This window comes from Streptomyces sp. DSM 106670 (assembly GCF_055792845.1).
The window spans coordinates 5385503-5410369 of sequence record NZ_CM147704.1; the positions used below are offsets into that span (position 1 = coordinate 5385503).

General features: G+C 72.1%; 22 protein-coding genes. 10 read left to right on the forward strand and 12 right to left on the reverse strand.

Annotated elements, in window-relative coordinates; all coding sequences use genetic code 11:
• Positions 1-97: 97 nt before the first annotated feature.
• Entirely contained in the window at positions 98-2119 is a 2022-nt protein-coding gene (locus tag ACSMXR_RS24045) for a thioredoxin domain-containing protein (protein ID WP_473169885.1), read from the forward strand.
• Positions 2120-2186: 67 nt separating this feature from the next.
• Here ACSMXR_RS24045 and trhA read toward each other — a convergent pair whose 3' ends face one another.
• On the reverse strand, positions 2187-2879 hold the full coding sequence (trhA, locus tag ACSMXR_RS24050) for a PAQR family membrane homeostasis protein TrhA (protein WP_137231995.1): 693 nt from the start codon (positions 2877-2879) through the stop codon (positions 2187-2189).
• A 222-nt stretch (positions 2880-3101) separates the two neighbouring features.
• Here trhA and ACSMXR_RS24055 point away from each other — a divergent pair, with 222 nt between their 5' ends.
• On the forward strand, positions 3102-4928 hold the full coding sequence (locus tag ACSMXR_RS24055) for a phosphoenolpyruvate carboxykinase (GTP) (RefSeq protein ID WP_473169886.1): 1827 nt from the start codon (positions 3102-3104) through the stop codon (positions 4926-4928).
• A gap of 169 nt (positions 4929-5097) precedes the next feature.
• On the opposite strand, the gene ACSMXR_RS24060 is transcribed toward ACSMXR_RS24055, so the two are convergent.
• The 7 genes from ACSMXR_RS24060 to ACSMXR_RS24090 form a co-directional block, all read right to left on the reverse strand.
• On the reverse strand, positions 5098-5790 hold the full coding sequence (locus ACSMXR_RS24060) for a hypothetical protein (RefSeq protein WP_240805896.1): 693 nt from the start codon (positions 5788-5790) through the stop codon (positions 5098-5100).
• Between the two features lie 130 nt (positions 5791-5920).
• Positions 5921-7543 (reverse strand): vWA domain-containing protein, encoded by a 1623-nt coding sequence (locus ACSMXR_RS24065; protein WP_381906516.1) that lies wholly within the window; start codon positions 7541-7543, stop codon positions 5921-5923.
• 14 nt (positions 7544-7557) lie between these two features.
• The gene (locus ACSMXR_RS24070; RefSeq protein WP_473169887.1) at positions 7558-8838 is read right to left on the reverse strand and encodes a toxic anion resistance protein; all 1281 of its coding nucleotides are present in this window, start codon (positions 8836-8838) and stop codon (positions 7558-7560) included.
• Positions 8839-8890: 52 nt separating this feature from the next.
• Complete coding sequence (locus ACSMXR_RS24075) at positions 8891-9979, reverse strand: hypothetical protein (RefSeq protein WP_473172437.1); 1089 nt, start codon at positions 9977-9979, stop codon at positions 8891-8893.
• A 159-nt stretch (positions 9980-10138) separates the two neighbouring features.
• Positions 10139-10546 carry an SCO4983 family protein gene (locus tag ACSMXR_RS24080; RefSeq protein WP_137231991.1) on the reverse strand — a complete coding sequence of 136 codons (408 nt, stop codon included), beginning with the start codon at positions 10544-10546 and terminating at the stop codon, positions 10139-10141.
• 119 nt (positions 10547-10665) lie between these two features.
• Entirely contained in the window at positions 10666-11877 is a 1212-nt protein-coding gene (locus ACSMXR_RS24085) for a pyridoxal phosphate-dependent aminotransferase (RefSeq protein WP_137231990.1), read from the reverse strand.
• A gap of 296 nt (positions 11878-12173) precedes the next feature.
• The gene (locus tag ACSMXR_RS24090; RefSeq protein ID WP_473169888.1) at positions 12174-12986 is read right to left on the reverse strand and encodes an arylamine N-acetyltransferase family protein; all 813 of its coding nucleotides are present in this window, start codon (positions 12984-12986) and stop codon (positions 12174-12176) included.
• A gap of 258 nt (positions 12987-13244) precedes the next feature.
• On the opposite strand from ACSMXR_RS24090, the gene ACSMXR_RS24095 reads away from it, so the two are divergent.
• Complete coding sequence (locus ACSMXR_RS24095; protein ID WP_137231988.1) at positions 13245-13574, forward strand: hypothetical protein; 330 nt, start codon at positions 13245-13247, stop codon at positions 13572-13574.
• Positions 13575-13650: 76 nt separating this feature from the next.
• Here the strand turns inward: ACSMXR_RS24095 and ACSMXR_RS24100 are convergent, their stop codons facing one another.
• A complete protein-coding gene (locus ACSMXR_RS24100; protein ID WP_473169889.1) occupies positions 13651-14478 on the reverse strand; it encodes an NAD(P)-dependent oxidoreductase in 828 nt (275 codons plus the stop codon).
• Positions 14479-14573: 95 nt separating this feature from the next.
• Here ACSMXR_RS24100 and ACSMXR_RS24105 point away from each other — a divergent pair, with 95 nt between their 5' ends.
• Positions 14574-14945, forward strand: a complete 372-nt coding sequence (locus ACSMXR_RS24105; RefSeq protein WP_032790973.1) for a winged helix-turn-helix transcriptional regulator — start codon at positions 14574-14576, stop codon at positions 14943-14945.
• 81 nt (positions 14946-15026) lie between these two features.
• Positions 15027-15908, forward strand: coding sequence for a S1 family peptidase (locus ACSMXR_RS24110; protein ID WP_473169890.1), 882 nt, complete (start codon positions 15027-15029; stop codon positions 15906-15908).
• Between the two features lie 49 nt (positions 15909-15957).
• Here ACSMXR_RS24110 and ACSMXR_RS24115 read toward each other — a convergent pair whose 3' ends face one another.
• Positions 15958-16776: a TetR/AcrR family transcriptional regulator gene (locus tag ACSMXR_RS24115; protein WP_381906508.1), complete on the reverse strand. Its 819-nt coding sequence runs from the start codon at positions 16774-16776 to the stop codon at positions 15958-15960.
• A 93-nt stretch (positions 16777-16869) separates the two neighbouring features.
• Here ACSMXR_RS24115 and ACSMXR_RS24120 point away from each other — a divergent pair, with 93 nt between their 5' ends.
• Positions 16870-17724, forward strand: a complete 855-nt coding sequence (locus ACSMXR_RS24120) for a siderophore-interacting protein (RefSeq protein WP_473169891.1) — start codon at positions 16870-16872, stop codon at positions 17722-17724.
• 36 nt (positions 17725-17760) lie between these two features.
• Here the strand turns inward: ACSMXR_RS24120 and ACSMXR_RS24125 are convergent, their stop codons facing one another.
• Both ACSMXR_RS24125 and ACSMXR_RS24130 read right to left on the reverse strand, forming a co-directional pair.
• The gene (locus tag ACSMXR_RS24125) at positions 17761-19380 is read right to left on the reverse strand and encodes an N-acyl-D-amino-acid deacylase family protein (protein WP_473169892.1); all 1620 of its coding nucleotides are present in this window, start codon (positions 19378-19380) and stop codon (positions 17761-17763) included.
• A gap of 42 nt (positions 19381-19422) precedes the next feature.
• Positions 19423-20763, reverse strand: a complete 1341-nt coding sequence (locus ACSMXR_RS24130) for an alanine racemase (protein WP_473169893.1) — start codon at positions 20761-20763, stop codon at positions 19423-19425.
• Between the two features lie 133 nt (positions 20764-20896).
• Between ACSMXR_RS24130 and ACSMXR_RS24135 the strand changes: the two genes are divergently transcribed.
• From ACSMXR_RS24135 to ACSMXR_RS24150, 4 genes are all read left to right on the forward strand, one after another.
• Positions 20897-21991 (forward strand): sugar kinase, encoded by a 1095-nt coding sequence (locus tag ACSMXR_RS24135; protein ID WP_473169894.1) that lies wholly within the window; start codon positions 20897-20899, stop codon positions 21989-21991.
• The gene (locus ACSMXR_RS24140; protein WP_007460289.1) at positions 21988-22746 is read left to right on the forward strand and encodes an IclR family transcriptional regulator; all 759 of its coding nucleotides are present in this window, start codon (positions 21988-21990) and stop codon (positions 22744-22746) included. The genes ACSMXR_RS24135 and ACSMXR_RS24140 overlap by 4 nt, the downstream gene beginning before the upstream one ends.
• 6 nt (positions 22747-22752) lie before the next feature.
• Positions 22753-23163, forward strand: a complete 411-nt coding sequence (locus ACSMXR_RS24145; protein WP_103509953.1) for a RidA family protein — start codon at positions 22753-22755, stop codon at positions 23161-23163.
• 155 nt (positions 23164-23318) lie between these two features.
• Entirely contained in the window at positions 23319-24794 is a 1476-nt protein-coding gene (locus ACSMXR_RS24150; RefSeq protein WP_473169895.1) for a GntP family permease, read from the forward strand.
• Positions 24795-24867 lie beyond the last annotated feature (73 nt).

Genomic DNA, 24867 nt, shown 5'->3' on the forward strand with positions numbered 1-24867 from the left:
GATGATCAACCTCGTACGCCGTGGAGCTGCGAAGGAGGGGCCCCGAGACCCGGGTGACGCTCCCGCAGGATGGACACCGCTGCCGTAGCGTGGGGTCATGGTCAACCGACTCGCCCAGTCTCACTCGCCGTATCTCCTCCAGCACGCCGACAATCCCGTCGACTGGTGGCCCTGGTCGCCCGAGGCGTTCGAGGAGGCCAGGAAGCGGGATGTGCCCGTGCTGCTCAGCGTCGGGTACGCCAGCTGCCACTGGTGCCACGTCATGGCGCACGAGTCGTTCGAGGACGAGACCGTGGCCGCCTATCTCAACGCGCACTTCGTGCCGGTGAAGGTCGACCGGGAGGAGCGGCCCGATGTCGACGCCGTCTATATGGAGGCCGTGCAGGCGGCCACCGGGCACGGTGGGTGGCCGATGACCGTCTTTCTCACCCCGGACGCCGAACCCTTCTACTTCGGGACCTACTTCCCGCCCGAGGCCCGGCACGGCTCGCCCTCCTTTCAGCAGGTGTTGGAAGGGGTCACCGCCGCCTGGACCGACCGCAGGGACGAGGTCGCCGAGGTGGCGGAGCGCATCGTCGCCGATCTGGCGGGGCGGTCGCTGGTCCATGGTGGTGACGGGGTGCCGGGGGAGTCGGAGATCGCTCAGGCCCTGCTCGGGCTGACCCGGGAGTACGACGAGCAGCGCGGCGGGTTCGGGGGCGCGCCCAAGTTTCCGCCGGCCATGGTGGTGGAGTTCCTGCTGCGGCATTATGCGCGGACCGGGGCCGAAGGCGCCCTTCAGATGGCCGCCGACACCTGCTCGGCGATGGCCCGCGGCGGGATCTACGACCAGCTCGGCGGCGGGTTCGCGCGGTACTCCGTGGACCGGGAGTGGATCGTGCCGCACTTCGAGAAGATGCTCTACGACAACGCTCTGCTGTGTCGTGTCTACGCCCATCTCTGGCGTACCACCGGGTCCGACGAGGCCCGGCGGATCGCCCTGGAGACCGCCGACTTCATGGTGCGGGAGCTGCGCACGGCCGAGGGCGGGTTCGCCTCCGCGCTGGACGCCGACAGCGAGGACGCGGACGGCAGGCATGTCGAGGGGGCGTTCTATGTGTGGACGCCGGAGCAGTTGCGTGAGGTGCTGGGGGAGGACGATGCCGCCTTCGCCGCAGCCTATTTCGGGGTGACCGAGGACGGCACCTTCGAGGAAGGCGCCTCCGTGCTCCGGCTGCCGGGGGACGCGGGGCCCGTGGACGCCGCGCGGCTCGCGGACGTACGGGCCCGGCTGCTGGCCGCCCGTGAGGAGCGGCCGCGCCCGGGGCGGGACGACAAAGTTGTCGCCGCCTGGAACGGGCTTGCCATTGCCGCCCTTGCCGAGACCGGGGCCTACTTCGACCGGCCCGACCTCGTGGAGCGGGCCACCGAGGCCGCTGACCTGCTCGTGCGGGTGCACCTGGGCGAGGTCGCCCGGCTGACCCGTACCTCCAAGGACGGGCGGGCCGGGGACAACGCCGGGGTGCTGGAGGACTACGGAGACGTCGCCGAGGGCTTCCTCGCGCTGGCGGCGGTGACCGGGGAGGGCGCCTGGCTGGAGTTCGCCGGGTTCCTGCTGGACATCGTGCTGGAGCAGTTCACCGGCGAGGGCGGTCAGCTGTACGACACCGCGCATGACGCCGAGCAGCTCATCCGGCGGCCCCAGGATCCCACCGACAGCGCCACCCCGTCCGGGTGGACCGCTGCCGCCGGTGCGCTGCTCTCGTACGCCGCGTACACCGGGTCCGAGGCCCATCGCACCGCCGCCGAGGGCGCGCTCGGTGTGGTGAAGGCCCTCGGCCCGCGCGTCCCCCGGTTCGTCGGCTGGGGCCTCGCCGTGGCCGAGGCGCTGCTGGACGGGCCCCGCGAGGTGGCCGTGGCCGGTCCGGTCGGCGGGGAGCTGCACCGTACGGCGTTGCTGGGGCGGGCCCCGGGTGCGGTGGTCGCGGCGGGCCAGGGGCCGGGTGCGGGGGCCGAGTTCCCGCTGCTGGTGGACCGGCCGCTGGTGGGCGGGGAGCCGACCGCGTACGTCTGCCGCCACTTCGTGTGCGACGCGCCGACCACGGACGCGGGGGAGCTGGCGGACAAGCTGGGCGGGTGAGCCCACAGCATGAGTGAGGGGCCGGTCGTCCTGTGCGACCGGCCCCTCATCTGTAACCCGTCAGTGTCTATCCGTGCTGGTACGCCACCAGCGAGATGCCCACGTAGTGCGCGATGAACGCCGCCAGCGTCAGCGAGTGGAAGACCTCGTGGAAGCCGAACCAGCGCGGCGAAGGGTTCGGCTTCTTGATGCCGTAGATCACGCCGCCCGCACTGTAGAGCACCCCGCCGACGATCACCAGGACCAGCACCGCGATGCCGCCGGTCCGCATGAAGTCCGGCAGGAAGAAGACCGCCGCCCAGCCCATCGCGATGTAGCACGGGGTGTAGAGCCAGCGCGGTGCGCCGACCCAGAACACCCGGAAGGCGATGCCCGCCGCCGCGGCCGCCCAGACCGCCCACAGCAGCGGCCGGGCGGTCGACTCGGGCAGCAGGAGCAGCGTCAGTGGCGTGTAGGTGCCCGCGATGATCAGGAAGATGTTCGCGTGGTCCAGACGGCGCAGCACCGCCTCGCCGCGCGGTCCCCAGGTGCCGCGGTGGTAGACCGCGCTGACGCCGAACAGCAGACAGGCGCTGAGGATGTAGACGGCGCAGGCGATCCGGCCCGTGGTGCTGTCGGTCAGTGCGATCAGGGTGATGCCCGCGACCAGCACCGCCGGGAACATTCCGGCGTGCAGCCAGCCGCGCATCCGTGGTTTGACGGGTACGGGGTCGAGGACGACGGGGCCCGGGGTCGCGGCGCTAGCGGCGGCGTCAGTCATATCCGCATGCTACCTACGCCACCGTAAGTACTGGATATCGGGCGCAAATGAGTGGCGATGCTCACGTGTGAGGCCCCCTGGACATATGGGCGGATCGGTCGGATGATCAAATGAGTGCAGTCGGCACCGGATGAGCGCCAGGGGAATTCGAAGGGTACGAAGCATCCGGGTCGCAGCCCCCACGGGGCCTCAGACAACTGACACCCTCAACTAGGAGCGATCGTGGCGCGCGACATCGCGGCTCCCCTCACTGTCCCCACCCACCACCAGGAGCTGGTCTCCTGGGTCGACGAGATCGCAGCGATCACCCAGCCGGACCGGGTGGTCTGGTGCGACGGTTCCGAGGCCGAGTACGAGCGCCTGTGCGGGGAGCTCGTTGCCAAGGGCACGTTCACCAAACTGGACGAGATCAAGCGGCCGAACTCGTACTACGCCGCGTCCGACCCGAGCGATGTCGCCCGCGTCGAGGACCGTACGTTCATCTGCTCCAAGGAGGAGAAGGACGCGGGTCCGACCAACCACTGGAAGGACCCCGCCGAGATGCGGGAGATCTTCACGGGTGAGAACGGTGTGTTCCGTGGGTCCATGCGTGGGCGCACCATGTACGTCGTGCCCTTCTGTATGGGGCCCGTCGGCTCGCCGCTCTCCGCGATCGGCGTCGAGATCACCGACTCCGCGTACGTCGCCGTCTCCATGCGCACCATGACCCGCATGGGCCAGGCCGTCCTGGACGAGCTGGGCACCGACGGCTTCTTCGTGAAGGCCGTCCACACGCTCGGAGCGCCGCTGGCCGACGGCCAGGAGGACGTTCCGTGGCCCTGCAACACCACCAAGTACATCTCGCACTTCCCCGAGGACCGCGAGATCTGGTCGTACGGCTCCGGCTACGGCGGCAACGCCCTGCTCGGCAAGAAGTGCTACGCCCTGCGCATCGCGTCCGTCATGGCCCGTGACGAGGGCTGGCTCGCCGAGCACATGCTGATCCTCAAGCTCACGCCGCCGCGCGGGGAGTCGAAGTACGTCGCCGCCGCGTTCCCGTCCGCCTGCGGCAAGACCAACCTCGCCATGCTGGAGCCGACCATCCCCGGCTGGACCGTGGAGACCATCGGCGACGACATCGCCTGGATGCGGTTCGGCGAGGACGGCCGGCTCTACGCCATCAACCCGGAGGCCGGGTTCTTCGGCGTCGCGCCCGGCACCGGCGAGCACACCAACGCCAACGCCATGAAGACCATGTGGGGCAACTCCGTCTTCACCAACGTCGCGCTCACCGACGACGGCGATGTGTGGTGGGAGGGCATGACCGAGGAGCCCCCGGCTCACCTCACGGACTGGAAGGGCAACGACTGGACCCCCGAGTCCTCCATGCCCGCCGCCCACCCCAACGCCCGCTTCACCGTCCCGGCCGGGCAGTGCCCGATCATCGCGCCCGAGTGGGAGGACCCCAAGGGCGTGCCGATCTCGGCGATCCTCTTCGGTGGCCGCCGCGCCTCCGCCGTGCCGCTGGTCACCGAGTCCTTCGACTGGCAGCACGGCGTCTTCCTCGGAGCCAACGTCGCCTCCGAGAAGACCGCCGCCGCCGAGGGCAAGGTCGGCGAGCTGCGCCGCGACCCGTTCGCCATGCTGCCGTTCTGCGGCTACAACATGGGCGACTACATGAACCACTGGGTGAAGGTCGGCGCGGACAAGGCCGACCAGTCGAAGCTGCCCAAGATCTACTACGTGAACTGGTTCCGCAAGAACGACGCGGGCAAGTTCGTCTGGCCCGGCTTCGGCGAGAACAGCCGCGTCCTGAAGTGGATCGTGGAGCGCCTGGAGGGCAAGGCCGAGGGCGTCGAGTCCCCGATCGGCATCCTGCCGGCCAAGGGCTCGCTGGACACCGAGGGCCTGGACCTCTCCGAGGCCGACCTCGACTTCCTGCTCACGGTCGACAAGAAGGTCTGGCGCGAGGAGGCCGCCCTGGTCCCCGAGCACCTCAACACCTTCGGCGACCACGCGCCCAAGGAGCTGTGGGACGAGTACCACGCGCTCGTCGAGCGCCTGGGCTGATCCCGGCACTCCCAACGGACCCCGCGGCCGGGTCCATCGGACATCCGCCCTGACCTGTGGGGCCGAACGATCCGCCGCGGTACGGGGCCTGTCGTCGCGCCAGTCGTCGCCGACGGCCCCGGAGGGCCTGTTCCCGACCAAGGACACCCTCCCGGCCCCCGGAACCCCCTCACGGTTCCGGGGGCCGCCCCGTTTCCGCCCTTGCCGCCGAGCCGCCCCGGTCCTCCGGATACGCGAGGCCGCCCCGGTCTCCCGGATGCCCGGCGCCGCCCCGGTCCTCCAGGTACCTCGTGTGCGACCGCTGGCGCAGCTCCTCCGCCTCGCGCAACCCGTCCACCAGCCGCTGTGCCTCCCCGTGCAGTAGCGACAGCTGCCGCTCCAGCTCCTCCTCCGGAGCCCGCGCGCCCGGTGCGAGCCGCGTCCACCACCGGGTCCGCAGATAGGTGTCGACGGACTCCGGAACGTCCCGGCACACCGCCCGCGCCACCACGTGCCCGCCCTCCGGGTCGTCCGCCAGCGCCTCCGAGACCCAGCCGGGTGCCAGCAGCCCGTCCAGCAGACCGGTCAGCGCCTCCAGCCGCTCGGTCGCGGCGGGCGGCAGGTCCACCTGCTTCAGGTACGCCCGCAAGGTCGCGAGGTCGGCCCGCAGCTCGTCCAGCCGGGAGGAGGGCTCGTCGAACGCCGGGGCGGGCGGGCGGCGCGGCGGGGCGATCAGGGCGCCCGCCCCGTACAGTCCGGCGACCACCACGGGCCAGTACGCGCCCGCGAACCCGGCGAAGGTGAGGGCGAGCCCGCCGAGGGCCGCGGCCCCGCCGGTCAGATTCCGGGCCGACTCCAGATAGCCGATCACCCGGGCCGCCACGGACCTTCCGCGCGCCGGACCCGGGCCGGCAGCCGGTGGCCTCCTCCCGGCCGTGTCCGGGCCGGCAGCCGGTGGCCTCTTCCCCGCCGAGTCCGGGCCGGGAGCCGTTGGTCCCTTCCCCGCCGCGTCCCTACTGGTAGCCACGGATCTCCTCGAACGCCCCGTCCAGCGAGCCCGGGCCCTCCTTCTTCGTCCCGTCGAAGAGCCGGCCGCCGGTCAGCTCGGCGATCGCGTCCAGCTCCGTGCGGTCGGAGTCGCCGAACACGATCGGGAACACCGGGGTGACCTGCCGGGCGGCGGGCAGCGCCCGGTAGAACGCCGTGAACTCGGCCGCCGACCGGCCCGCCGTGTTCTCGCCGTCCGTCATCAGCACGATGGAGGTGAACGCGGACTCGGTGTCCGGGCCCAGATGGTCGTAGGCCGCGGCCAGCGAGGAGTAGATCGCTGTGTCCCCCTCGGCCGTCAGCGCCGCCGTGTCCGCCCGGATCGCCGCCGGGCCCGCTTTCGGGTCCGCCGGGTCGACGGTGTGGGTGCGGACCTGTTTGACGGTGGACCCGAACGGCAGCAGCGTGACCTGTTCGCGTTCCCTGAAGTCGCCGGTCAGCCCGTTCAGCGCGGACTTCAGCCGGGCCAGCCGCTCGCCCTTCATCGACCCCGAGGTGTCCAGCACGTACACGGTCCGCGAAGGGCGCCGCAGCCGGTGTTCGTACGAGGACAGCAGCCCGTCCGCGACCGATCGCGTACCGGGGAACGGCAGTTCGCGGCGCTGCTCGGGCGAGAGCGGATCGGCGGGGCGTGCGGCGGCGACGACCGGGCGGCGCAGCGTCCGCGCGGTGATCTCCCGCTGCACCTCGGTGGACCGGAAGTGCTCGGTCAGCGTCCGCACGGCGTCGCGGGCCTCCGGTGTGGCCCCGGTGAGCGCGCTCAGCGGGTAGTCGGCGGTGACCACCCCGTCGCGCGGGCGGATCACGGTCAGCCCGGCGTCGCTGTCCCGGTTCAGCGACAGCAGCACCGACTCGTAGTTGATCAGCGCGTCCACGGTGGAGCGCCGGGCGTACGCGGAGGCCAGCCAGCCCGAGGAACCGGAGGTGAGCCGCTGCCCGGCGAAGAACTCCTTCAGCTTCGGCCCGGCCCTGCGGACATCGGCGTCGGTGAGCGCCGCCTGGGCGCCGGAGAGCCCGGAGGCGATCGAGATCAGTGCGGAGAAACCGGAGTTGGAGCGGTTCGGGTCGGTCATCCCGTACGTCAGGTCCCCGGCCGCGACCGCCCGGTGGACCTGCGCCCAGCTGACCGTATCGGCGTCCCAGCCGAGCCGTCGCACCGTCGCGGGCCGCACGCCGAGCGCGACCGGGGACGCCATCAGCGGGGTCTCGGACGCGATGCGCCGGGCGGCCTCCGGGTCGAGCCGCAGATAGTCGTTGGACGACAGCCAGACCGCGTCGAACGCCCCGTCCGCCTTGCCCGACGCCAGCCGCTCCACCGCGTCCAGCGTGCCCGCCCAGGTGGGCCGCACGGTGATCCCGGTCGCCTCGCGGGCCTTCTCCAACAGCGGTTCCATGTCGCTCAGTTCGCTGGAGGCCAGGATCCGGAGCGTGCCCGTGCGCGCCCGCCCGTCGTCGCCGCCCCGGCCGGTGTCCGGCCCGGCGTCCCGGTCCGTCGTGCAGGCGGCGAGCGGGACGAGCAGAAGCGCGGCCAGCAGCGGGAGCAGCGCGCGCCGGGCCACCTGGGCGCGCCGGGCGGGAAGAGCTCTCATCGGGCGGCGGTCTCTCATGAGCGGCCTCCGTCCAGCGCCGAATTCGTCGTGCGGCTTCCGTCCAGTGCCGAGTCCGTCGTGCGGCTGCGGTTCAACCGGGCCCCGGCCTCCTGGAGTTCGGCGGTCAGCGTCTGCACGGTGGCCGCCATGGTCTCGGTCGCCCGCGCCTTGTACGTGTCGATCGCGTCGAGCGTCGCGTAGATCTGCCCGAACGCCGTGCGCAGGGTCTCGACGCCGACCGCCGGATCGGCCGCCAGCTGCTGGATCTCCCCGCTCTGCGTGGCGAGCATCTCCGCGTTCCCGCGGATCAGGTCCTCGGTGGTGGAGCGCAGCACCTGCACCTGCTCGGTCACCCGGCGCTGGTTCTCCAGCGCCGAGGACAGCATCACCGCGATCCGCAGCGCGGACACGGTCGTGGTGGCCGCCCGGTCGACGCCCTTGATCAGCTCGTCGTTGTTGCGCCGCACGACGTCCATCGCCAGATACCCCTGGGCGCAGACCGCGATCTGGGTCAGCAGATCCTGGTGCTTCTGCCGTACGGGGAAGAGGACGTCGGCCCGCAGCGCGTCCGCCCGCACCGGATCGCCCGCCGCCTCGGCCTCCGCGACGCGCCGCTCCACGACGCCGTCCAGGGCCTCGGTGAGCACCACGTACTCCTGGAGTTTGCCCATGGATTCCCAGAGGCGGGTGCGCTCGGTGTACAACGCGGCGTTGTCGCGCCGCAGTTCGTCCTGGCCGCCGCGGAGCGAGCGCACGATCCGGTCGAGGGTGCCCTTGGCGGAGGCGTACTTCGCGACGTGGTCGCGCAGCCCCCGCCCGCCCGGCAGCCGGGACAGCAGCCGGCGGGCCCCGCGCCTCGGGGTGTCGCGCGGATCGAGGTCCTCCACCGTGCGGCGCAGCTCGACCAGTGAGGAGCCCACCCGGGCCGGGGCGTCGCCCTCGCCGGAGGCGAGCGAGCGGACGGTGCGGTCCAGCATCCGGTTGGACTGCTGGGCGGCGCTGCGGATGTCGTTCTGCCCGAGCGCGGCGATCTCCCCGACGCGGGCGCCGAACTCGGGTGAGCGGGCGTCGAGTCCGGCGAGGCCGTCGACGTACTCCTCGGCGCGCCGGACCATGTCGGCCCGCACGGCTTCCTCGACGGGGACGAGCCCGGCGGCCTGCTCGGCGCGGACGGGGGCGACGGGCGCGGGCGGGGTGAGTACGAGAGGGGTGGTCGGCGGGTCGTACGGCCTTCGGGGGTCCTGGGGGCCGGGGTTCTCGGGCCCTGCGTTCCGGGGCCCGGCGTTCTGGGTCATGGTGGAGGTCTCCTGACTGCGGGGAGCTGGGCCGGTTGCGGGCCGGGCGTCGTCAGCCGCGGGCCCGCTGTGCCATCGAGCGCAGCACCTCCGCGGTGGGCACGGGCGCCTGGCGTACGCCGGTCAGCCGCTGGTCGATGTAGGCGGTGTGATCCGCGGTCGCGGCGCTGAACTCGGCCGCCGCGCCCTGGGGCCGGAAGCCGTGCCGTACCGCCAGCTTCCGCAGCTCGGGATCGGTGGACAGCAGCTCGCCGAGCTCGCGGCCGTGGCCGGTCAGCGGTACGAGGGTGTGGTCGCTGGAGACCGTGGTGTCCGGGTAGAGGACGACGAGGTCGCCGACCTCCTGCCGCTGACTGCTCATCAGGAGCGAGGCCACCTGCGACTCGTAGACCAGCACGAGCGGATTGCCGACCCCGCTGATGAAGTCCCGGAACGGCGCGTCGCTGCTGGTCTGCTGTGCGCCCTGCACCTGGACGAGCTTGCGCAGCAGCGGCGCCGTGCGTTCCACGGCCTTCGCGTCCGTGGCCACCCGGCCGCCGTCGGCGACGTACGAGGCGGCAGCGAGGTAGAGGGCGCCGGAGTTGGAGGAGACGGGGTCGGTGCTGGTGATGAACACCGTGCCGCTCAACTCGGCATGCCCGGAAGCCCCCTTGAGCTGCTGCCAGGTCCGGTCGTCCTTCGCCGCCGCCAGGTAGGGGTCCATCAGCAGCGTGCCCTGTGTGGTGAACTTCGAGCCGCCGTCGGACCGCAGCCGGGCCAGGCCGTTGTCGGCGAGGACCTCGGCCGCGTTGCGGTGGGCCACCACGACGAGCGGCGAGTAGAACGGCCGCAGCGGGCCGCCCTGGGCATCGGCTCCCCGGCGCAGCTCGTCGGCCGGCGCCTTGGAGCCGGGGAAGGCGAAGTCGTAGCCCTTCAGGGGCAGTCGGTCCATGTCCCAGGACCCGGAGGTCTCCGTACGGACGGTGAACCCCTTGGCGGCGAGGGCCTTCACGGTGTCGGGGTCGGCGAAGAACTCGGCCTTCTCCGACCCGATCACCCCGCGCACGGTCTTCGCGGCCGTGCCGCTGTCCCCGCTGTCACGGCCCAGGGCGACGGCCGCCGCCACTCCGGCGATCAGCACGACCGCCAGGACGATTCCCACGATGCGTCTCACCCTGCGCAGCGTGCTCGCGGAAACCCACATTCCGGGCCGAGTTGGGTGGACGGCAGATGAAGGAGCCATCCCAGTACGCAACGGCCCCGGCCGGTGAAGGCCATGGCGCCCGGTCCGCACGCCTGCGCGGCATGCGGACCGGGGCCGTCAGTGGGCGCCGACCAGCTGCCCGGAGGGGGCGGCGTCGGCGAGCGCGGCCAGGGCCGCGGTGTGGGCGTCCATCCGCTCGGCGGAGAGGATGGCGGCGGTCGTGTCGGCGCGGGACGCGGCCACCAGCAGAGCGCGGCCCGCCAGCGCGTGGGCGCGGCGGTGCAGGTCCGCGGGGGCGGCGTCGGTCAGGCCGGCGTGCCGGGCGGGCGGTGCGCCGCGCAGCCGAGCCACCTGCTCGGCGATGCGGTCGCCCGCCGCGCCGAGGCCCAGCTCGTCGGTGACCGCGAGGAGGGCGGCCAGATGCCCGGCGAGCTGGATGTCCAGCTCCTCCTCGCGACTGCGGTGCGGAAAGTCCGCGTCGTCGGCCGGGGTGTGGACCGAGGGGCTGCGGATCGGCTCGTACATGGATGGCCTCCCGATGGTGCGTGGAACCATCCTACATTGGAATGAGTCTAAAGTTGTGCTCGATCCGGAATGTGGTCGCGCTACGGCTGTCCGTAACCGCCGGAAGCCGTCCCAGCGCGCTACGGCTGTCCGTAACCGTCCAGGAACGTGCCGATCCGGGTCACCGCGTCGGTCAGGTCCTCCACCGTCGGCAGCGTGACGATCCGGAAGTGATCGGGCTCGGGCCAGTTGAAGCCGGTGCCCTGCACGACCATGATCTTCTCGGCCCGCAGCAGGTCCAGCACCATCTGCCGGTCGTCCTTGATCTTGTAGACCTTGGGGTCGAGCCGGGGGAAGAGATACAGCGCCCCCTTCGGCTTCACGCAGGTCACCCCGGGGATCGAGGTCAGCAGGTCGTACGCCACATCCCGCTGCTCCAGGATCCGGCCGCCCGGCAGCACCAGGTCCTCGATCGACTGCCGGCCGCCGAGCGCGCTGGCCACCGCGTACTGCGAGGGCATGTTGGCGCAGAGCCGCATATTGGCGAGGATCGTCAGCCCCTCGATGTACGAGGAGGCGTGCGCCTTCGGGCCGCAGACGGCCATCCAGCCGGAGCGGTAGCCGGCCACCCGGTAGTTCTTGGAGAGCCCGTTGAAGGTCAGCACCATCAGGTCCGGCGCCAGCGAGGCCGTCGGGGTGTGGGTCGCGCCGTCGTACAGGATGCGGTCGTAGATCTCGTCGGAGCAGACGATCAGGTTGTGCCGCCGGGCGATCTCGGTGAGACCGCGCAGCATCTCGTCGTCGTACACCGCACCGGTCGGGTTGTTCGGGTTGATGATCACCAGGGCCTTGGTGCGGTCGGTGATCTTCCGCTCGATGTCCGCGAGGTCCGGCATCCAGTCGGCCTGCTCGTCGCACCGGTAGTGCACGGCCGTCCCGCCCGCCAGCGAGACCGATGCGGTCCACAGCGGATAGTCGGGGGCCGGTACGAGCACCTCGTCGCCGTCGTCCAGCAGTGCCTGCATCGACATCTGGATCAGCTCGGAGACGCCGTTGCCCAGGTAGATGTCCTCGACGTCGAGGTCGATCCCCTTGGTCTGGTAGTGCTGCATCACCGCGCGGCGCGCCGACAGCAGGCCCTTCGCGTCGCCGTACCCGTGCGCGCCCGCGAGGTTGCGCAGGATGTCTTCCAGGATCTCCGGCGGGCACTCGAACCCGAACGCGGCGGGGTTGCCCGTGTTCAGCTTGAGGATGCGCTGACCGGCCGCTTCCAGCCGCATCGCCTCCTCCAGCACGGGGCCCCGGATCTCGTAGCAGACGTTGGAGAGCTTCGTGGACTGGATGACCTGCATGTCCGCGAGCTTACGGCCGCGTTTCGCGGGGTGCTCGGGGATCGCTCCGGCCGTACGCCCTCCGGGGCACGCCCGGGCCCCGGCCCGTCTTCCATCGCCATGTCCGCCACCGCCCCGGACCGTGGGATCGCCCGGTCGGGGCGGCGTCGCGGCTTGGAAAGGAGGTGTGGGCGGCCGGAACGGGTGAGATGCGCCACGCGGGCCACACCGGCGGCGGAGACCGGCAGGGCATACGGCGGAAGGGATCACTCCGGCAGGCGGGTACCGCGCCCGGCGTGCTTCGCCGCCGGATGTGGTCACTCCGGCAGCCGGGTGCCCGCCGGGAGCCGGATGTCGAAATCGTCCGCAAGGACTCGCAGCGCCTCGTCGCCGTCCTTCAGCCGCCGCTCGCGGACCGTACCGTCGTCGGCCGTCTCCACCAGGTCGAGCCCGGACAGCGCGAGGTGGAAACCGATCCGGGTGCGCTGCGCGTACACCGCCTGCCGGAACGGCGAGCGCGGGTGCGTGGCGATGAACCAGTTGATCACCTCGTAGTCCGGCTTCTCGTACGGATCCAGGGTGAACGTGTACTGCGGCTCCCACGACCCGCCCTGGTCGGTCTGCAGCTCCCACAGCGGCAGCGGACCCTGGTGCGGCGTGTGGACCAGGCGGTGGCGGCGCGGCGCGTCGAACAGCTCGGCGCCCTCCACCAGCTCGATCGGCTCCAGCAGCGCCCCGACCGTCCCGAAACCGACGTCCGCCAGATACGGGTGCGGCTCGCCCACCACGTCCACCCGCATCAGCATGTGCGTACGGGGCCGGATGTCGCCCGGCGCCGCGCCCAGCACCACCCGGGCCGTCAGCGGTGTCACGGAGAAGCCGATCTGCCGGAGCGCGGTGGAGAAGAGGGTGTTGTGCTCGTAGCAGTACCCGCCGCGCCCGCCGCGTACGAGCTTCGCCTCCAGGTCGTCGAGTGCCAGCGACGGCGCGGAGCCGAGGACGGCCTCCAGGTTCTCGAACGGGATGCCGAGCAGATGCGCGCGGTGCAGCGACCGCAGCACCTCCAGGGTGGGGCGGGGCTCCCCGGTCCAGCCGATGCGGGCGAAGTACGCGTCGAGGTCGAGTGTCATACGCCGACCGTACGCAGCCGGGGCGCGGGCGCGCCTCCGGCTGCGGACCGACATGTGCGGCCGAAGGGCCTCGGTCCCGGGACCGAGGCCCTCCGGGCGGGTTCCGGGCGGGGCCGGTGCACCGGGGCGGGGGAAGCGGCGCGGCGCGGCACACGGCAGGGGGCAGGGCGCGGCGCACGGCACGGCAGGGCAGAACAGGGCGGCTCAGATCTTGCTCAACTCAAGTGAGAGCCGGGCCGGCCGGGGAAGGGTGGGCCCATGAGCCTGTTCCGGAAGCCCCAGCCCCTCGCCGTTCTCGTCCTCCACGACGCCCCCGAAGTCGTCGCCGGGATCCGGAGTGCGCTGGAGACCGCCACGGACGCCGAGCGCCCCGGCCTGGAGCGCGCCCTCGCCCTCGCCGAGGAATCCGCCGGGCGCCCGGAGACGGAGCTGCGCGGCCGGTGGGTGCGGCAGCGCCTCGCCGCCGCCGGGCACGAGGGCCCGGCGGACTCCGTGGCGGCCATCAAGATCCTGCGCGAGGCCGAACGCGGTCTGACGCTCCTCCAGGCGGTGACGTACGCGAAGGAGGCCGCGGCGGCCGACGCCTGACGCGCCCGGGCCCCCGGGCCTCTGGGCCTCCGGGCCTCTGGGCCTCCGGGTCACTGGGCCTTCGGGCCCCCGGGTGTCAGATCCCGTTCATCGAGCCCGCCGACGCGATCAGCAGGGCGGTGTCGACGCCCTGCTCCCGGGCCGTACGGAGCAGCGTCGCGTCCCCCGCCTCCGCCACGGCCGCGCTGGTGGGGTCGTCGGGCAGCGGGCCGCCCGCGTACGCCGCCGTCGACGGGGCCATCGCCGTGAGCCAGCCGGCCACCAGCGCGCCGAACTCCTTCTCGTCGACCCCCGACCCCGCGACCAGCGCGGCCGCGTGCCGGGCCCCGGCGAACATGGCGGTCATCGCGCTGAGCAGCGCCACGTCGTGGAGTGCGGCGAACCCGGGGTCGGTGCCGACGTACCGGGTGGCGACGGGTACGGACAGCACCTCCTGGTGGGCGTCGAAGACCTCGCGCGTACCGCTGTAGAAGACGTAGCCGCCGGCCTCCGGCACGCCGATCATCGGCGGAACGGCCATGATTCCGCCGTCCAGGAAGCGGGCGCCGCGCTCGTTCGCCCAGACCGCGCGGGTGCGCGACTCGGCGGGGGTGGAGGTGGTGAGGTCGACCAGGTCCTTGCCCGTCAGGTCGGCGTCGGTCAGCGCCTCGCGGACCGAGGCGTCGTCCAGGAGGCAGGTGACGACGAGCGGGCTGGCGGCCACCGCCTCGGCCGCCGTGGCGGCCACCCGCGCTCCGGCGGCGGCGAGTTCGGCGCTCCGGCCGGGGCTGCGGTTCCAGACGGTCAGCGGGTGCCCGGCGGCGAGCCAGGTACGGGCGAGCGCGGCGCCCATCGCGCCGAGGCCGAGCAGGGTGAGAGGGGTGGGCGGGGTGGGCGGAACGGAAACAGCGGTGTTGTCGGACATGCCGATTAGGCTGGTCGACGGTGCCGGAGGCGACAAGTACGCACTATGGAGTGGGTGGTTACCTCGTGGTGAGCGAGCAGGTGGGGGAGCGGGCGATGAAACGGATCGTACGGAGGCCGGGGGCTTTCGTCTGCGGGATCGACGCGGCGATGGATGTGATCGGCGGCAAATGGAAGGTGCTCATCCTGTGGGCGCTGAACGAGCGGACCTGCCGCTTCGGTGAGTTGCGCCGGGCCGTGCCCGGGGTGACCGAGAAGGTGCTCAGCTCGCATCTCAAGGAGCTGGAGGACGACGGCATCGTGCACCGCGAGGTGTATGCCGAGGTGCCGCCGCGCGTGGAGTATTCGCTCACCCCGCTGGGCCTCTCGCTGAACGCGGCGCTGGAGCCGCTGGGGCAGTGGGGGCGCGACCACATCTACCGCGGTGCGGCCGAGGCCGGCGCCGTGGCCGGAATTGACCCCTTGTGATGGCCTGACATCTGCGCCAACATGCGCATGTCAAAAGCCGGAAGATCTCCGGCCCATGGCATCACCGGAGGTACCCCCCACATGAACAAGCCTCTCGTCGGTGCGTTTCTTGCTGCCCTGCTCCTGGGAGCGGGTGCCGCGCCCGTCGTCGCGGCCGAACCCGCCGGGAACGCGAGCGAGGTTTCGGCCGAAGCCGCACCGCAGGCAAGCGAAGCCACCCCCGCCGCGAAGGCCGTGACCTTCGCCGGGACCGTCGCACTCAGCAACTGTTCGGGCTCCGTCGTCCGTTCACCCGACGCCGAGCCCACCGACCCCGCCCTCGTGCTCTCCAACGGGCACTGCCTGGAGTCCGGCTTCCCGGGCCCCGGCGAGGTCGTCATCGACCAGCCGTCCTCACGGACCTTCACCCTGCTCAACGCTTCGGGCAGCGGTGTCGGCACGCTGAAGGCGAGCAAGATCGCGTACGGCACGATGACCGACACCGATCTCTCGCTCTACGAACTCACCAGCACCTACCAGCAGATCGAGGACAGCTACGGCATCCAGGCGCTGGAGCTGGAGACCGCGCACCCGACGGCGGGCACCGCCATCACGGTCGCCTCCGGCTACTGGAAGCGCACCTACAGCTGTGACATCGACGGCTTCGTCCACCAGCTCAAGGAGGGCCGGTGGACCTGGAAGGACTCGGTCCGCTACACCCCGGAGTGCCAGACCATCGGCGGTACGTCCGGCTCGCCGGTGATCGACGACGCCACCGGCAAGGTGGTCGCCGTCAACAACACCGGTAACGAGAGCGGCCAGGAGTGCACGGACAACAACCCGTGCGAGGTCGACGAGAACGGCGAGGTGACCGTTCGCGAGGGCATCAACTACGCCCAGCAGACCTACAACATGGTTCCGTGCATCGGGGTCGGCAGCAAGATCGACCTGGACGCCGAGGGCTGCGCGCTGCCCAAGCCGTAGCGGTCGTCCTGCGTGATCCCGGGCGCGCGCCGGGCGGTCCTGACCTTCCTCAGGGCCGCCGGGCGCGCGCCGCCTCGATTCCGTCCAGCAGGACGTCCAGCCCCACCCGGAACGTCTCGCGAGCCTCCCGCTCCGGATGCGGCACCGCGTCGTGCCCGCCGCCTTCCGGAGGCGGCTCCGGCGCCCCGTCCCGCTCCAGCCCGATCACCGCCGGAAAGCGTTCCGCGAAGTCCGGGACCAGCTCCGTCAGGGCCGCCGAACGCGCCGCCCACCACTCCTCGTCGGAGCTCCCGGTCGCGGCCGCGGCCCGCCGGGCGTCCGCCACCGTCCGTGCCGAGCCCTGCACCAGCGGGAACAGCGTCCCCACCAGCCGCCGCACCGTCCGCGCCTCCAGCCCGGTCGCCCCGAGCAGCCGGACGAGCGTGTCCAGGTTCGCGTACTCGTGCGGTCCCAGCACCGGCCGGGCCTGCGAGACCTGGAGCACCCAGGGGTGGCGGACGTAGAACTCCAGCACCTCCCCGGCCCACGCGGTGAGCGGCACCCGCCAGTCGCCCTGTCTCTCGTATTCCGCGTAGTCCGCCGGGAGTTCGGCGTGGACCGCGTCGTACATCAGGTCCAGCAGCTCGCTCTTGCCCGGGACGTGGGTGTACAGCGCCATCGCGGTCCGGCCCAGCCGGTCGCCGACCGCCCGCATCGACAGGGCCCCCATGCCCTCCTCGTCCGCGACCGCGACGGCCGCCGTCACGATGGCGTCCACGCTCAGCCGGGGCTTGGGCCCGGGGCCACCGCGTGGCGATGCGGCGACCTCCGCGCGCCAGAGCAGGGAGAGGGAGCGGCGGGCGTCACCCTGCCCGGCAAAGACCACCACTTGCGACTCCTTACGCCATAAAGTAACTTCGGCCAGGTAATGCTTTACCGCGTAAAGGTATCAGTGGGGCTATCAGTGGAGGGGCGCCGCATCATGGGTCAGGCCATGCCGGTCAGCTATGTACGGGTCACCGGAGCGGAGCGGATCACCCCGCGCACCGCCAGGGTCACTTTCACCGGGGACGCGCTGCCCGGCCTGCTGGAGGACCGCCCCGACCAGCAGATGAAGCTGTGCCTGCCGCGCGAGGGGCGGAGCGTGCGGGAGGGGTTGCTGCCGGAGCGGGACGCCGACGACCCGTACGGCATGCGCTGGTACGAGGCGTTCCTCGCGATTCCGGAGGCGGAGCGGCCCTGGCTGCGCGGCTTCACCGTCCGCTCCTACGACCGCGAACGCAATCTGATGGCCGTGGACTTCGTGCTGCACGGCGAGGACGGGCCCGCCTCCCGCTGGGGTGCGGCGGCCCGGGCCGGCGACGTCCTCGGCATGGTCGGCCCGTCCTCGCTCTACGCCCGCCCGCTGCCCGCCGCCCGGCGGATGCTGCTCGCCGGGGACGAGTCCGCGCTCCCGGCCATCGCCACCGTGCTGGAGGCGCTGCCCGCCGGGACCGAGGCTGTCGTGTACGCCGAGGTCGCGGACGCGGCGGAGGAGCGGGAGCTGCCGTCCGCCGCCGGAGGGGCCGAGGTCCGCTGGGTGCACCGGGACCGGGGCGGCGCGCTGGTGGACGCCGTACGGGACGCCGGAGCGGACCTCGATGGGGTGGACGCGGCCTGGGTGGCGGGCGAGGCGTCCGCCGTCCGGGTGCTCCGCCGCCACCTGGTCGAGGACCGCCGACTGCCCAAGGCGGCAGTCGAGTTCAGCGGCTACTGGCGGCGCGCGCTCACCCAGGACGACGCCCCCACGGAGGAGGACCTCGCCTGGGCGGCCGAGCGTGCGGCGGACGCCTCGTAGGGGACCCGGGGCGTCCGGACGCTTCCCCGTGAGCCCTCAGGCGGCCCCGGCTCCCCTGACCGCCTTGCCCGCCAGCACCGACGTCCGCTTGCCGTCCTCGATGACGAACCGGCCGTCGATCAGGACGTGCGGGATGCCCACCGGCAGCGCGCGCGGCTCCTCGAACGTGGAGCCCGCCGCCACCGTCTCCGGATCGAACAGCACCAGGTCCGCGCGGTAGCCCTCACACACCAGCCCCCGGTCCGCGAGCCGCAGCCGGGCGGCCGGGCGCGAGGTCAGATGGGCGACGCACTCCTCCAGCGAGAGGATGCCCAACTCCCGTGCGTACCGGCCCAGATACTGCGGAAACGTGCCGTACGCCCTCGGGTGCGGCTTGTCGCCCTGGAGGATGCCGTCGCTGCCGCCGGTGTGCACCGGGTGGCGCATGATCTGCTGGACGTTCTCCTCGTGGCCCACGTGCTGGAGGATCGTCGTGCCGAGCCGGTCCTCGGTGAGCAGCCGCTTCGCGGTCACCCAGGGCTTCTCGCCCCGCGCCGCCGCCGACTCCTCGACCGTACGGCCCACGTACTCACCCAGATGCGGCGCGCTCACGCCGGAGATCTCGATGGTGTCCCACTCGATCGGCACGCCGTGGCAGCCGTCCGAGCCCAGCACCTCCAGGTGGTGCCGGATCCGCTCCGCGCTCGAAGGGTCCGCGAGCCGGGTGAGGATCGACTCCGGTCCGCCCTCGCTCGCCCAACTCGGCAGCATCGCCACGAGGGTGGTGCAGCCGGGGGTGTACGGGTAGGTGTCGAGGGAGATGTCGGCCCCGGCGGCCAGCGCCCCGTCCAGGAGGGCCAGGAGATCGGGCGCCCTGCCCTTGTTCACGCCGAAGTTCATGGTGGCGTGGGCGAGATGGAGGGCGCAGCCGGCGTTCCGGGTGAGCTGCACCATCTCCTCGTAGGCTTCGAGCGCCCCGGCCCCGTAACTGCGGTGGTGCGGGCAGTAGTAGCCGCCGTGGCGGGCCACCACCCGGCACAGCTCGGTGAGTTCGGCGTCGTCCGCGTACATGCCGGGTGTGTAGGTCAGCCCGGACGACATGCCGACCGCGCCCTCCCGCATGCCCTGGTCCACCAGCTCCTTCATCCGGGCCAGTTCGGCGTCGGTGGCGGGCCGGTCGTCCCAGCCCACCGCGTACATCCGGACCGTGCCCTGCGGGATGAGGTAGGCGGCGTTGACGGCGATGCCCTGACCGCCGAAGTTGCGGTCGAGGCGGTCCAGATAGCCGCCGACCGTGCGCCAGTCGAAGTCGATGTCGGAGCCGTCGCCGTTCCAGCCGGTGATGGAACGGCGGACCTCGGCGAGCGTACGGTCGTCGGCCGGGGCGTACGACAACCCGTCCTGGCCGAGCACTTCGAGCGTGACGCCCTGCGCCGCCTTCGCGCCGTGGTCCGGGTCGCGCAGCAGCGCCAGATCGCTGTGGGCGTGCATGTCGATGAAGCCGGGGGCGAGCGCGAGGCCGTCCGCGTCCACGGTGCGGGTGGCGGTGGGGCGGGGGCCGGGGGAGTCCTCGGGGTGGATCTCGGCGATCCGGCCGCCGTCGACCGCCACATCGGCGCGGTAGGACGGCTCGCCGGTGCCGTCGACAACGAGCGTGTCGCGCAGGACCAGGTCCATGGGTCACCTTTCGGAGGGTGAAAGCCGTACGGCTCGGCGGCTCTAGAAGAACGTGCGGATGTAGTCGGTGACCGTGCCGTCCGCCGTGACCAGCGGGATCAGCTGCCACTTGTCGAAGCTGGTGCAGGGGTGCGAGAGGCCCATGCCGACCCAGTCGCCCACCTCCAGCTCCGCCCCGCCCTCCGTGCGCACCCAGGTGTGCTGGTCGGAGAGGCCGGTGACGGTGGTCCCGGTGGCGGGCCGGACCGAGCCGTCCCGGCCGGAGCGGACCACCTGGGCCTCGGGCAGATCGAGGTCGTACGCCGCGTCCCGCTTGCCCGCGTTCAGGAACGCCTGCTCGCCGGAGGGGCGGGAGACGACCTGGGCCCAGAGCCGGAAGGCGGGCTGAAGGGCGCCCTCCTCGGGGACGCGGTTGAACGGGGTGAGGTGCTTGTAGTGCCCGTCGTCGTGCGAGACGTACGCGCCGGAGCGCAGCAACTTGAGCACGGGCAGGCTCAGTTCGGGGATCTCGGCGAAGACGTCCGCGACCGCGTCGAACCAGGCGCTGCCGCCCGCGCTGATCACGATCTCCTCGGCGCCGGTGAACCGCTTCTCGCCGTCGAAGGCGGCCGCGAGCCCGACGAGCCGCCGCAGCCACGCCCGTACGCGCTCCGGGTCGGCGTCCGGCACCTCGCCCTCGTACCCGGCGACGCCCACCAGGCGCAGCGAGCCGGCCGCCGCCACCGCGTCGGCCACCGCCGCGCAGTCGGCCTCCGTGCGGGCCCCGGTGCGCGCGCCCTCGCCCGCGCCCAGCTCGACGACCACGTCGACCGGGCGGGTGGCGCCCGCCGCGCCGAGGGCCTCGTCCATCAGCTCGACGCCGCGCACGGAGTCGACGTAACAGACGAAGCGGAACGACGGATCGGCCGTCATCTCGCCGGCCAGCCAGCGCAGGGCGACCGCGTCGACCAGCTCGTTGGCGAGGAAGATCCGCCCGATCCCGTACGCCCGGTAGACCCGCGCCTGGTGCGGCACGGCGGCCGTGATGCCCCACGCGCCGCGCTTCAGCTGGTCGGCGAAGAGCTGCGGCGCCATGGAGGTCTTGCCGTGCGGGGCGAACGCGAGGCCGTGGCGTTCGGCGTACGTCTCCAGGAGGTCGAGGTTGTGCGCCACCGACTCGGCGGAGAGGGCGAGGACGGGGGTGGTGAACCCGCCGGTGAAGAGGTTGCGGCGCTCGGCGGCGAGGTCTTTGACGGTCAGGCCCTCCGCGTCCGGCGGCAGGGCCTTGAAGCGGTGGTCGACGCGTTCGTCGGCGAGGGAGGCCGTGAGGGACGCAGCTGAGGACGCGGAGGGCGCGGAAGACGCGGAGGGCGCGGTGCGGTCGGTGGGGCTTTCGGCTGCCAAGGGGAGCTCCTCGAAGTTCGTTGCAACATATGCAACACCCATTGCGTATATCGCTCAACGCTGTCTAACATCCGAGCCGATGCCCGGTCAATGGTGACCACCGGCCCGCACGCCGATCAGTCAGGAGCCCTCCGTGTCCGGACCCGCAGCAGGGACGGCCAGCGCCGCCACGACCACCGATGTCGTCTGTCTCGGTGAGTCCATGGTGACGTTCCTGCCCTCGCAGCCCGGCCGCCTCGCCGACGTGCCTTCGTTCGGGCGCGGGATCGGCGGCGCCGAGTCCAACGTGGCCTGCGCGCTCGCCGCCGCCGGGCACCGGGCGGCCTGGGTCGGCCGGGTGGGCGCGGACGGCTTCGGCGAGCATCTGGTCGAGACGATCGCGGGGTACGGGGTCGACACGTCGGCGGTCCGCCGGGATCCGGTCCGGCCCACCGGCATCTACTTCCGTACGGCCACGGACCGGGGGACCGACACGCACGAGGTCGCGTACTACCGGGCCGGGTCGGCGGCGTCCGCGATGTCCCCGGCGAACGTGCCGTACGAGGAGCTGTTCGCGGGGCGGATCCTGCATCTGTCCGGGATCACGGCGGCGTTGTCGGCCGACTGCCTGGAGCTGCTGCGGGAGTTGACGGCTGCGCGGCCGGGGCGCCCGTTGGTGTCGTTCGACGTGAACCACCGGCCGCATCTGTGGCGGGGCGGCGATGCCTCTGTGCTGCTGGAGCTGGCGCGCCGGGCCGACCTGGTGTTCGTCGGGGAGGACGAGGCGGAGGAGGCGTGGGGGATCGTGGGTGCGGAGGCGATCCGGGCGGCGGTGCCGGAGCCTTCCGTGCTGGTGGTGAAGCGGGGGAGTGCGGGCGCGACGGTGTTCGCCTCGGGGCTCCGCCCCGGACCCCGCTCCTCAAACGCCGGAGGGGCTGAAAATGCCGACACCGTCACCCATGTTCCCGCCCTCCGTGTCGACGTCGTCGCCGCCGTCGGGGCCGGGGACGCGTTCGCCGCCGGGTTTCTCTCCGCCACCCTGCGCGGGCTGCCTGTCCGCGACCGCGCCCGGCACGGGCATCTCATGGCCGCCGCCGTTCTCACCGTCCCCGGCGACCTCACCGAGCCGCCCGCCCGTGACCACGCCGACCGCCTCGCCGCCCTCGACGACGACGCCTGGGGGAGACTTCGTCTCGGCCCCGGCTGGACCGCAGCCGACCGGGCCCCCGAGGAGGTACGTACGCCATGAGTCAGACCGTCGACCGGGCACTGAGCATCCTGCCGCTGCTCGCCCAGGGACCCGCCGACCTCGGCCAGGTCGCCGAGCGGCTCGGCGTGCACAAGTCCACGGCGCTGCGCCTGCTGCGTACGCTCCACGAGCACGGCCTCGTCTACCGCCAGGAGGACCAGCGCTACCGCCTCGGCGCCCGGCTCTTCGCGCTGGCGCAGGAGGCCGTCGAGAACCTCGACGTACGCGAGATCGCCCACTCCCACCTGGTCGCGCTCAACGACCGGTGCGGGCACACCGTGCACCTCGCCGTGTACGAGGAGCAGGAAGTCCTCTACATCGACAAGGTCGAGAGCCGCTACCCGGTCCGGATGTACTCCCGGATCGGCAAGCCCGTCGCGATCACCGTCGCCGCCGTGGCCAAACTGCTGCTCGCCGACCTCACCGAGCCCGAGCGGCGCGTCATCGCCGAGAAGCTCGACTACCCCATGTACACGTCCCGTTCGACGCCCAACGCCGCCGCCTTCCTCAAGGAGCTGGCCGTCGTGCGCGAACAGGGCTGGGCCACCGACCTCGGTGGCCACGAGGAGTCCATCAACTGCATCGGCGCCCCCATCCGCGGCGCGGACGGGCGGGTCGTCGCGGCCATGTCGGTGTCCGCACCCAATGTGGTCGTCACGGCCGAGGAACTCCTCACCCTGCTCCCGCTGGTCCGGCGCACCGCCGAGACCATCAGCCGGGAGTACTCCGGCACCACCCGACCCAAGAAAGCCTGATCAGCCATGACCGAGAAGACCGCCCTCACCCCCTCCACCCACACCACGCCGCCCGCGAAGTTCTCGCACGGCGTGAAGAAGGGGAACATCCTCCAGGTCGCCGGCCAGGTCGGCTTCCTCCCCGCCGTGGAGGGCCAGGCCCCGACCCCGGCCGGCCCCACCCTGCGCGAGCAGACCCTCCAGACCTTCGCCAACGTCAAGGCGATCCTGGAGGAGGGCGGCGCGAGCTGGGACGACGTGATGATGATGCGCGTCTACCTCACGGACGTGGACCACTTCGCGGAGATGAACGAGATCTACAACACCTACTTCGCCGAGCAGAACCTCAAGGAGGCCCCCTCGGCGCGGACGACGGTCTACGTCGGCCTGCCCAAGGGCCTGCTCATCGAGATCGACGCCCTCGCGGTGCTCAGCTGACGGTCCTCGTTCCCCCGGCCGTCCGGCCCGCTCTCCTCTGAACCCTTGCTCCGCACGCAGAACCACTCCCGCAGTACGCCGTACGGCACGGCGCCCCGCTCCCCGGGGGCGCCGTGCCGCGCTCCCCCCTGCCCTCCAGCACCACCGGAGTCCCCATGCTGCTCGCCGCAACCCCCTCGCCGGCCGAGACACCACCGCACACCGGTGGTCTGCTCCTCCTGATCGACGGCACCGCCGGTCTGCTGACCGTCGCCGCCCTCGGCATCGCCCTCCTCCTCTTCCTGATCATCAAGGTCAGGCTCCAGCCGTTCGTCGCCCTGCTCGCGGTCTCCATAGCCGTCGGCCTCGGCGCCGGGCTCTCGGTCACCGAACTCTTCGGCACCGTGCAGAAATCCGCCGCCGTCTCGGTCATCGAATCCGGCATGGGCGGCATCCTCGGCCATGTCGCGATCATCATCGGGCTCGGAACGATGCTCGGCGCGATCCTCGAAGTGTCGGGCGGGGCCGAGGTGTTGAGCGCCCGGCTGCTGAACGCCTTCGGTGAGAAGCGCGCCCCGCTCGCGATGGGCATGACGGGCCTCGTCTTCGGTGTCCCGGTCTTCTTCGACGTCGGCATCTTCGTCCTCGCGCCGATCGTGTACGCCGCCGCCAAGCGCTCCGGCAAATCGATCCTGCTCTACGCGATGCCGCTGCTGGCGGGCCTGTCGATGACCCACGCGTTCCTGCCGCCGCACCCGGGACCGGTGGCCGCCGCCGGACTCTTCAACGTGTCGCTCGGCTGGGTCATCCTGATGGGCATCGTCGTCGGCATCCCGTCCGTCATCGCCGCCTGGGTGTACGCCGCCTGGATCGGCAAGCGGATCTTCGTCGACGTACCGCAGGACATGGTGGAGGCCGCCGAGGAGGCCAAGGCCGCCGTCGCCGCCGAACAGCGTGCCGCCGGGGTCACCCCGCACGAGAAGCCGGTCCCGCTCGCCACGGTCCTCGCGATCATCGGCACCCCGCTGATCCTGATCCTCGCCGCGACGTTCTCCTCCATCGCCCTGGACCCCTCCACTCTCCGCTCGGTCGTCGAGTTCTTCGGCAACCCGTTCGTCGCCCTGACGATCGCCCTGTTCCTCGCGTACTACCTGCTCGGCATCCGCCGCGGCTGGTCCCGCAAGTCCCTGGAGTCCGTCTCCACGTCCTCGCTCAAGCCGGTCGGCAACATCCTGCTGGTGGTCGGCGCGGGCGGCATCTTCGGCGCGGTCCTCAAGGGCAGCGGCATCGCGGACGCGCTCGCCGACACCTTCAACGACGTCGGCCTGCCGGTCATCCTGCTCGCCTGGCTGATCTCGGTCGTGCTGCGCGTCGCCCAGGGCTCGGCGACGGTGGCGATCGTCACGACCGCGGGCATCGTGGTCCCGCTGGTCGAGGGCCAGGACCTCTCCCAGGCCCACCTCGCGCTGATCATCATGGCGATCTCGGCGGGCTCGATCTTCGCCTCGCACGTGAACGACGGCGGCTTCTGGATGGTGTCGAAGTACTTCGGCATCAGCGAGCGCGACACATTGAAGTCCTGGACGGTCCTGGAGACGGTGCTCTCGGTCGCGGGCTTCGCGGTCGCGGCGCTGCTCAGCCTGGTGATCTAGCGGTACGGGGGCGGGCTCGGCGAAGGCCACCTGAGGCCACCTCGTGGCGGCCCCGGCCCGCCCGATCCGTGCA

Coding starts and splice junctions, on each gene's coding strand:
- ACSMXR_RS24045 (WP_473169885.1), top strand. CDS start 98: ATGGTCAACCGACTCGCCCAGTCTCACTCGCCGTATCTCCTCCAGCAC.
- trhA (WP_137231995.1), bottom strand. CDS start 2,879: ATGACTGACGCCGCCGCTAGCGCCGCGACCCCGGGCCCCGTCGTCCTC.
- ACSMXR_RS24065 (WP_381906516.1), bottom strand. CDS start 7,543: ATGAGAGCTCTTCCCGCCCGGCGCGCCCAGGTGGCCCGGCGCGCGCTG.
- ACSMXR_RS24070 (WP_473169887.1), bottom strand. CDS start 8,838: ATGACCCAGAACGCCGGGCCCCGGAACGCAGGGCCCGAGAACCCCGGC.
- ACSMXR_RS24080 (WP_137231991.1), bottom strand. CDS start 10,546: ATGTACGAGCCGATCCGCAGCCCCTCGGTCCACACCCCGGCCGACGAC.
- ACSMXR_RS24085 (WP_137231990.1), bottom strand. CDS start 11,877: ATGCAGGTCATCCAGTCCACGAAGCTCTCCAACGTCTGCTACGAGATC.
- ACSMXR_RS24090 (WP_473169888.1), bottom strand. CDS start 12,986: ATGACACTCGACCTCGACGCGTACTTCGCCCGCATCGGCTGGACCGGG.
- ACSMXR_RS24095 (WP_137231988.1), top strand. CDS start 13,245: ATGAGCCTGTTCCGGAAGCCCCAGCCCCTCGCCGTTCTCGTCCTCCAC.
- ACSMXR_RS24100 (WP_473169889.1), bottom strand. CDS start 14,478: ATGTCCGACAACACCGCTGTTTCCGTTCCGCCCACCCCGCCCACCCCT.
- ACSMXR_RS24105 (WP_032790973.1), top strand. CDS start 14,574: ATGAAACGGATCGTACGGAGGCCGGGGGCTTTCGTCTGCGGGATCGAC.
- ACSMXR_RS24110 (WP_473169890.1), top strand. CDS start 15,027: ATGAACAAGCCTCTCGTCGGTGCGTTTCTTGCTGCCCTGCTCCTGGGA.
- ACSMXR_RS24120 (WP_473169891.1), top strand. CDS start 16,870: ATGGGTCAGGCCATGCCGGTCAGCTATGTACGGGTCACCGGAGCGGAG.
- ACSMXR_RS24125 (WP_473169892.1), bottom strand. CDS start 19,380: ATGGACCTGGTCCTGCGCGACACGCTCGTTGTCGACGGCACCGGCGAG.
- ACSMXR_RS24140 (WP_007460289.1), top strand. CDS start 21,988: ATGAGTCAGACCGTCGACCGGGCACTGAGCATCCTGCCGCTGCTCGCC.
- ACSMXR_RS24145 (WP_103509953.1), top strand. CDS start 22,753: ATGACCGAGAAGACCGCCCTCACCCCCTCCACCCACACCACGCCGCCC.
- ACSMXR_RS24150 (WP_473169895.1), top strand. CDS start 23,319: ATGCTGCTCGCCGCAACCCCCTCGCCGGCCGAGACACCACCGCACACC.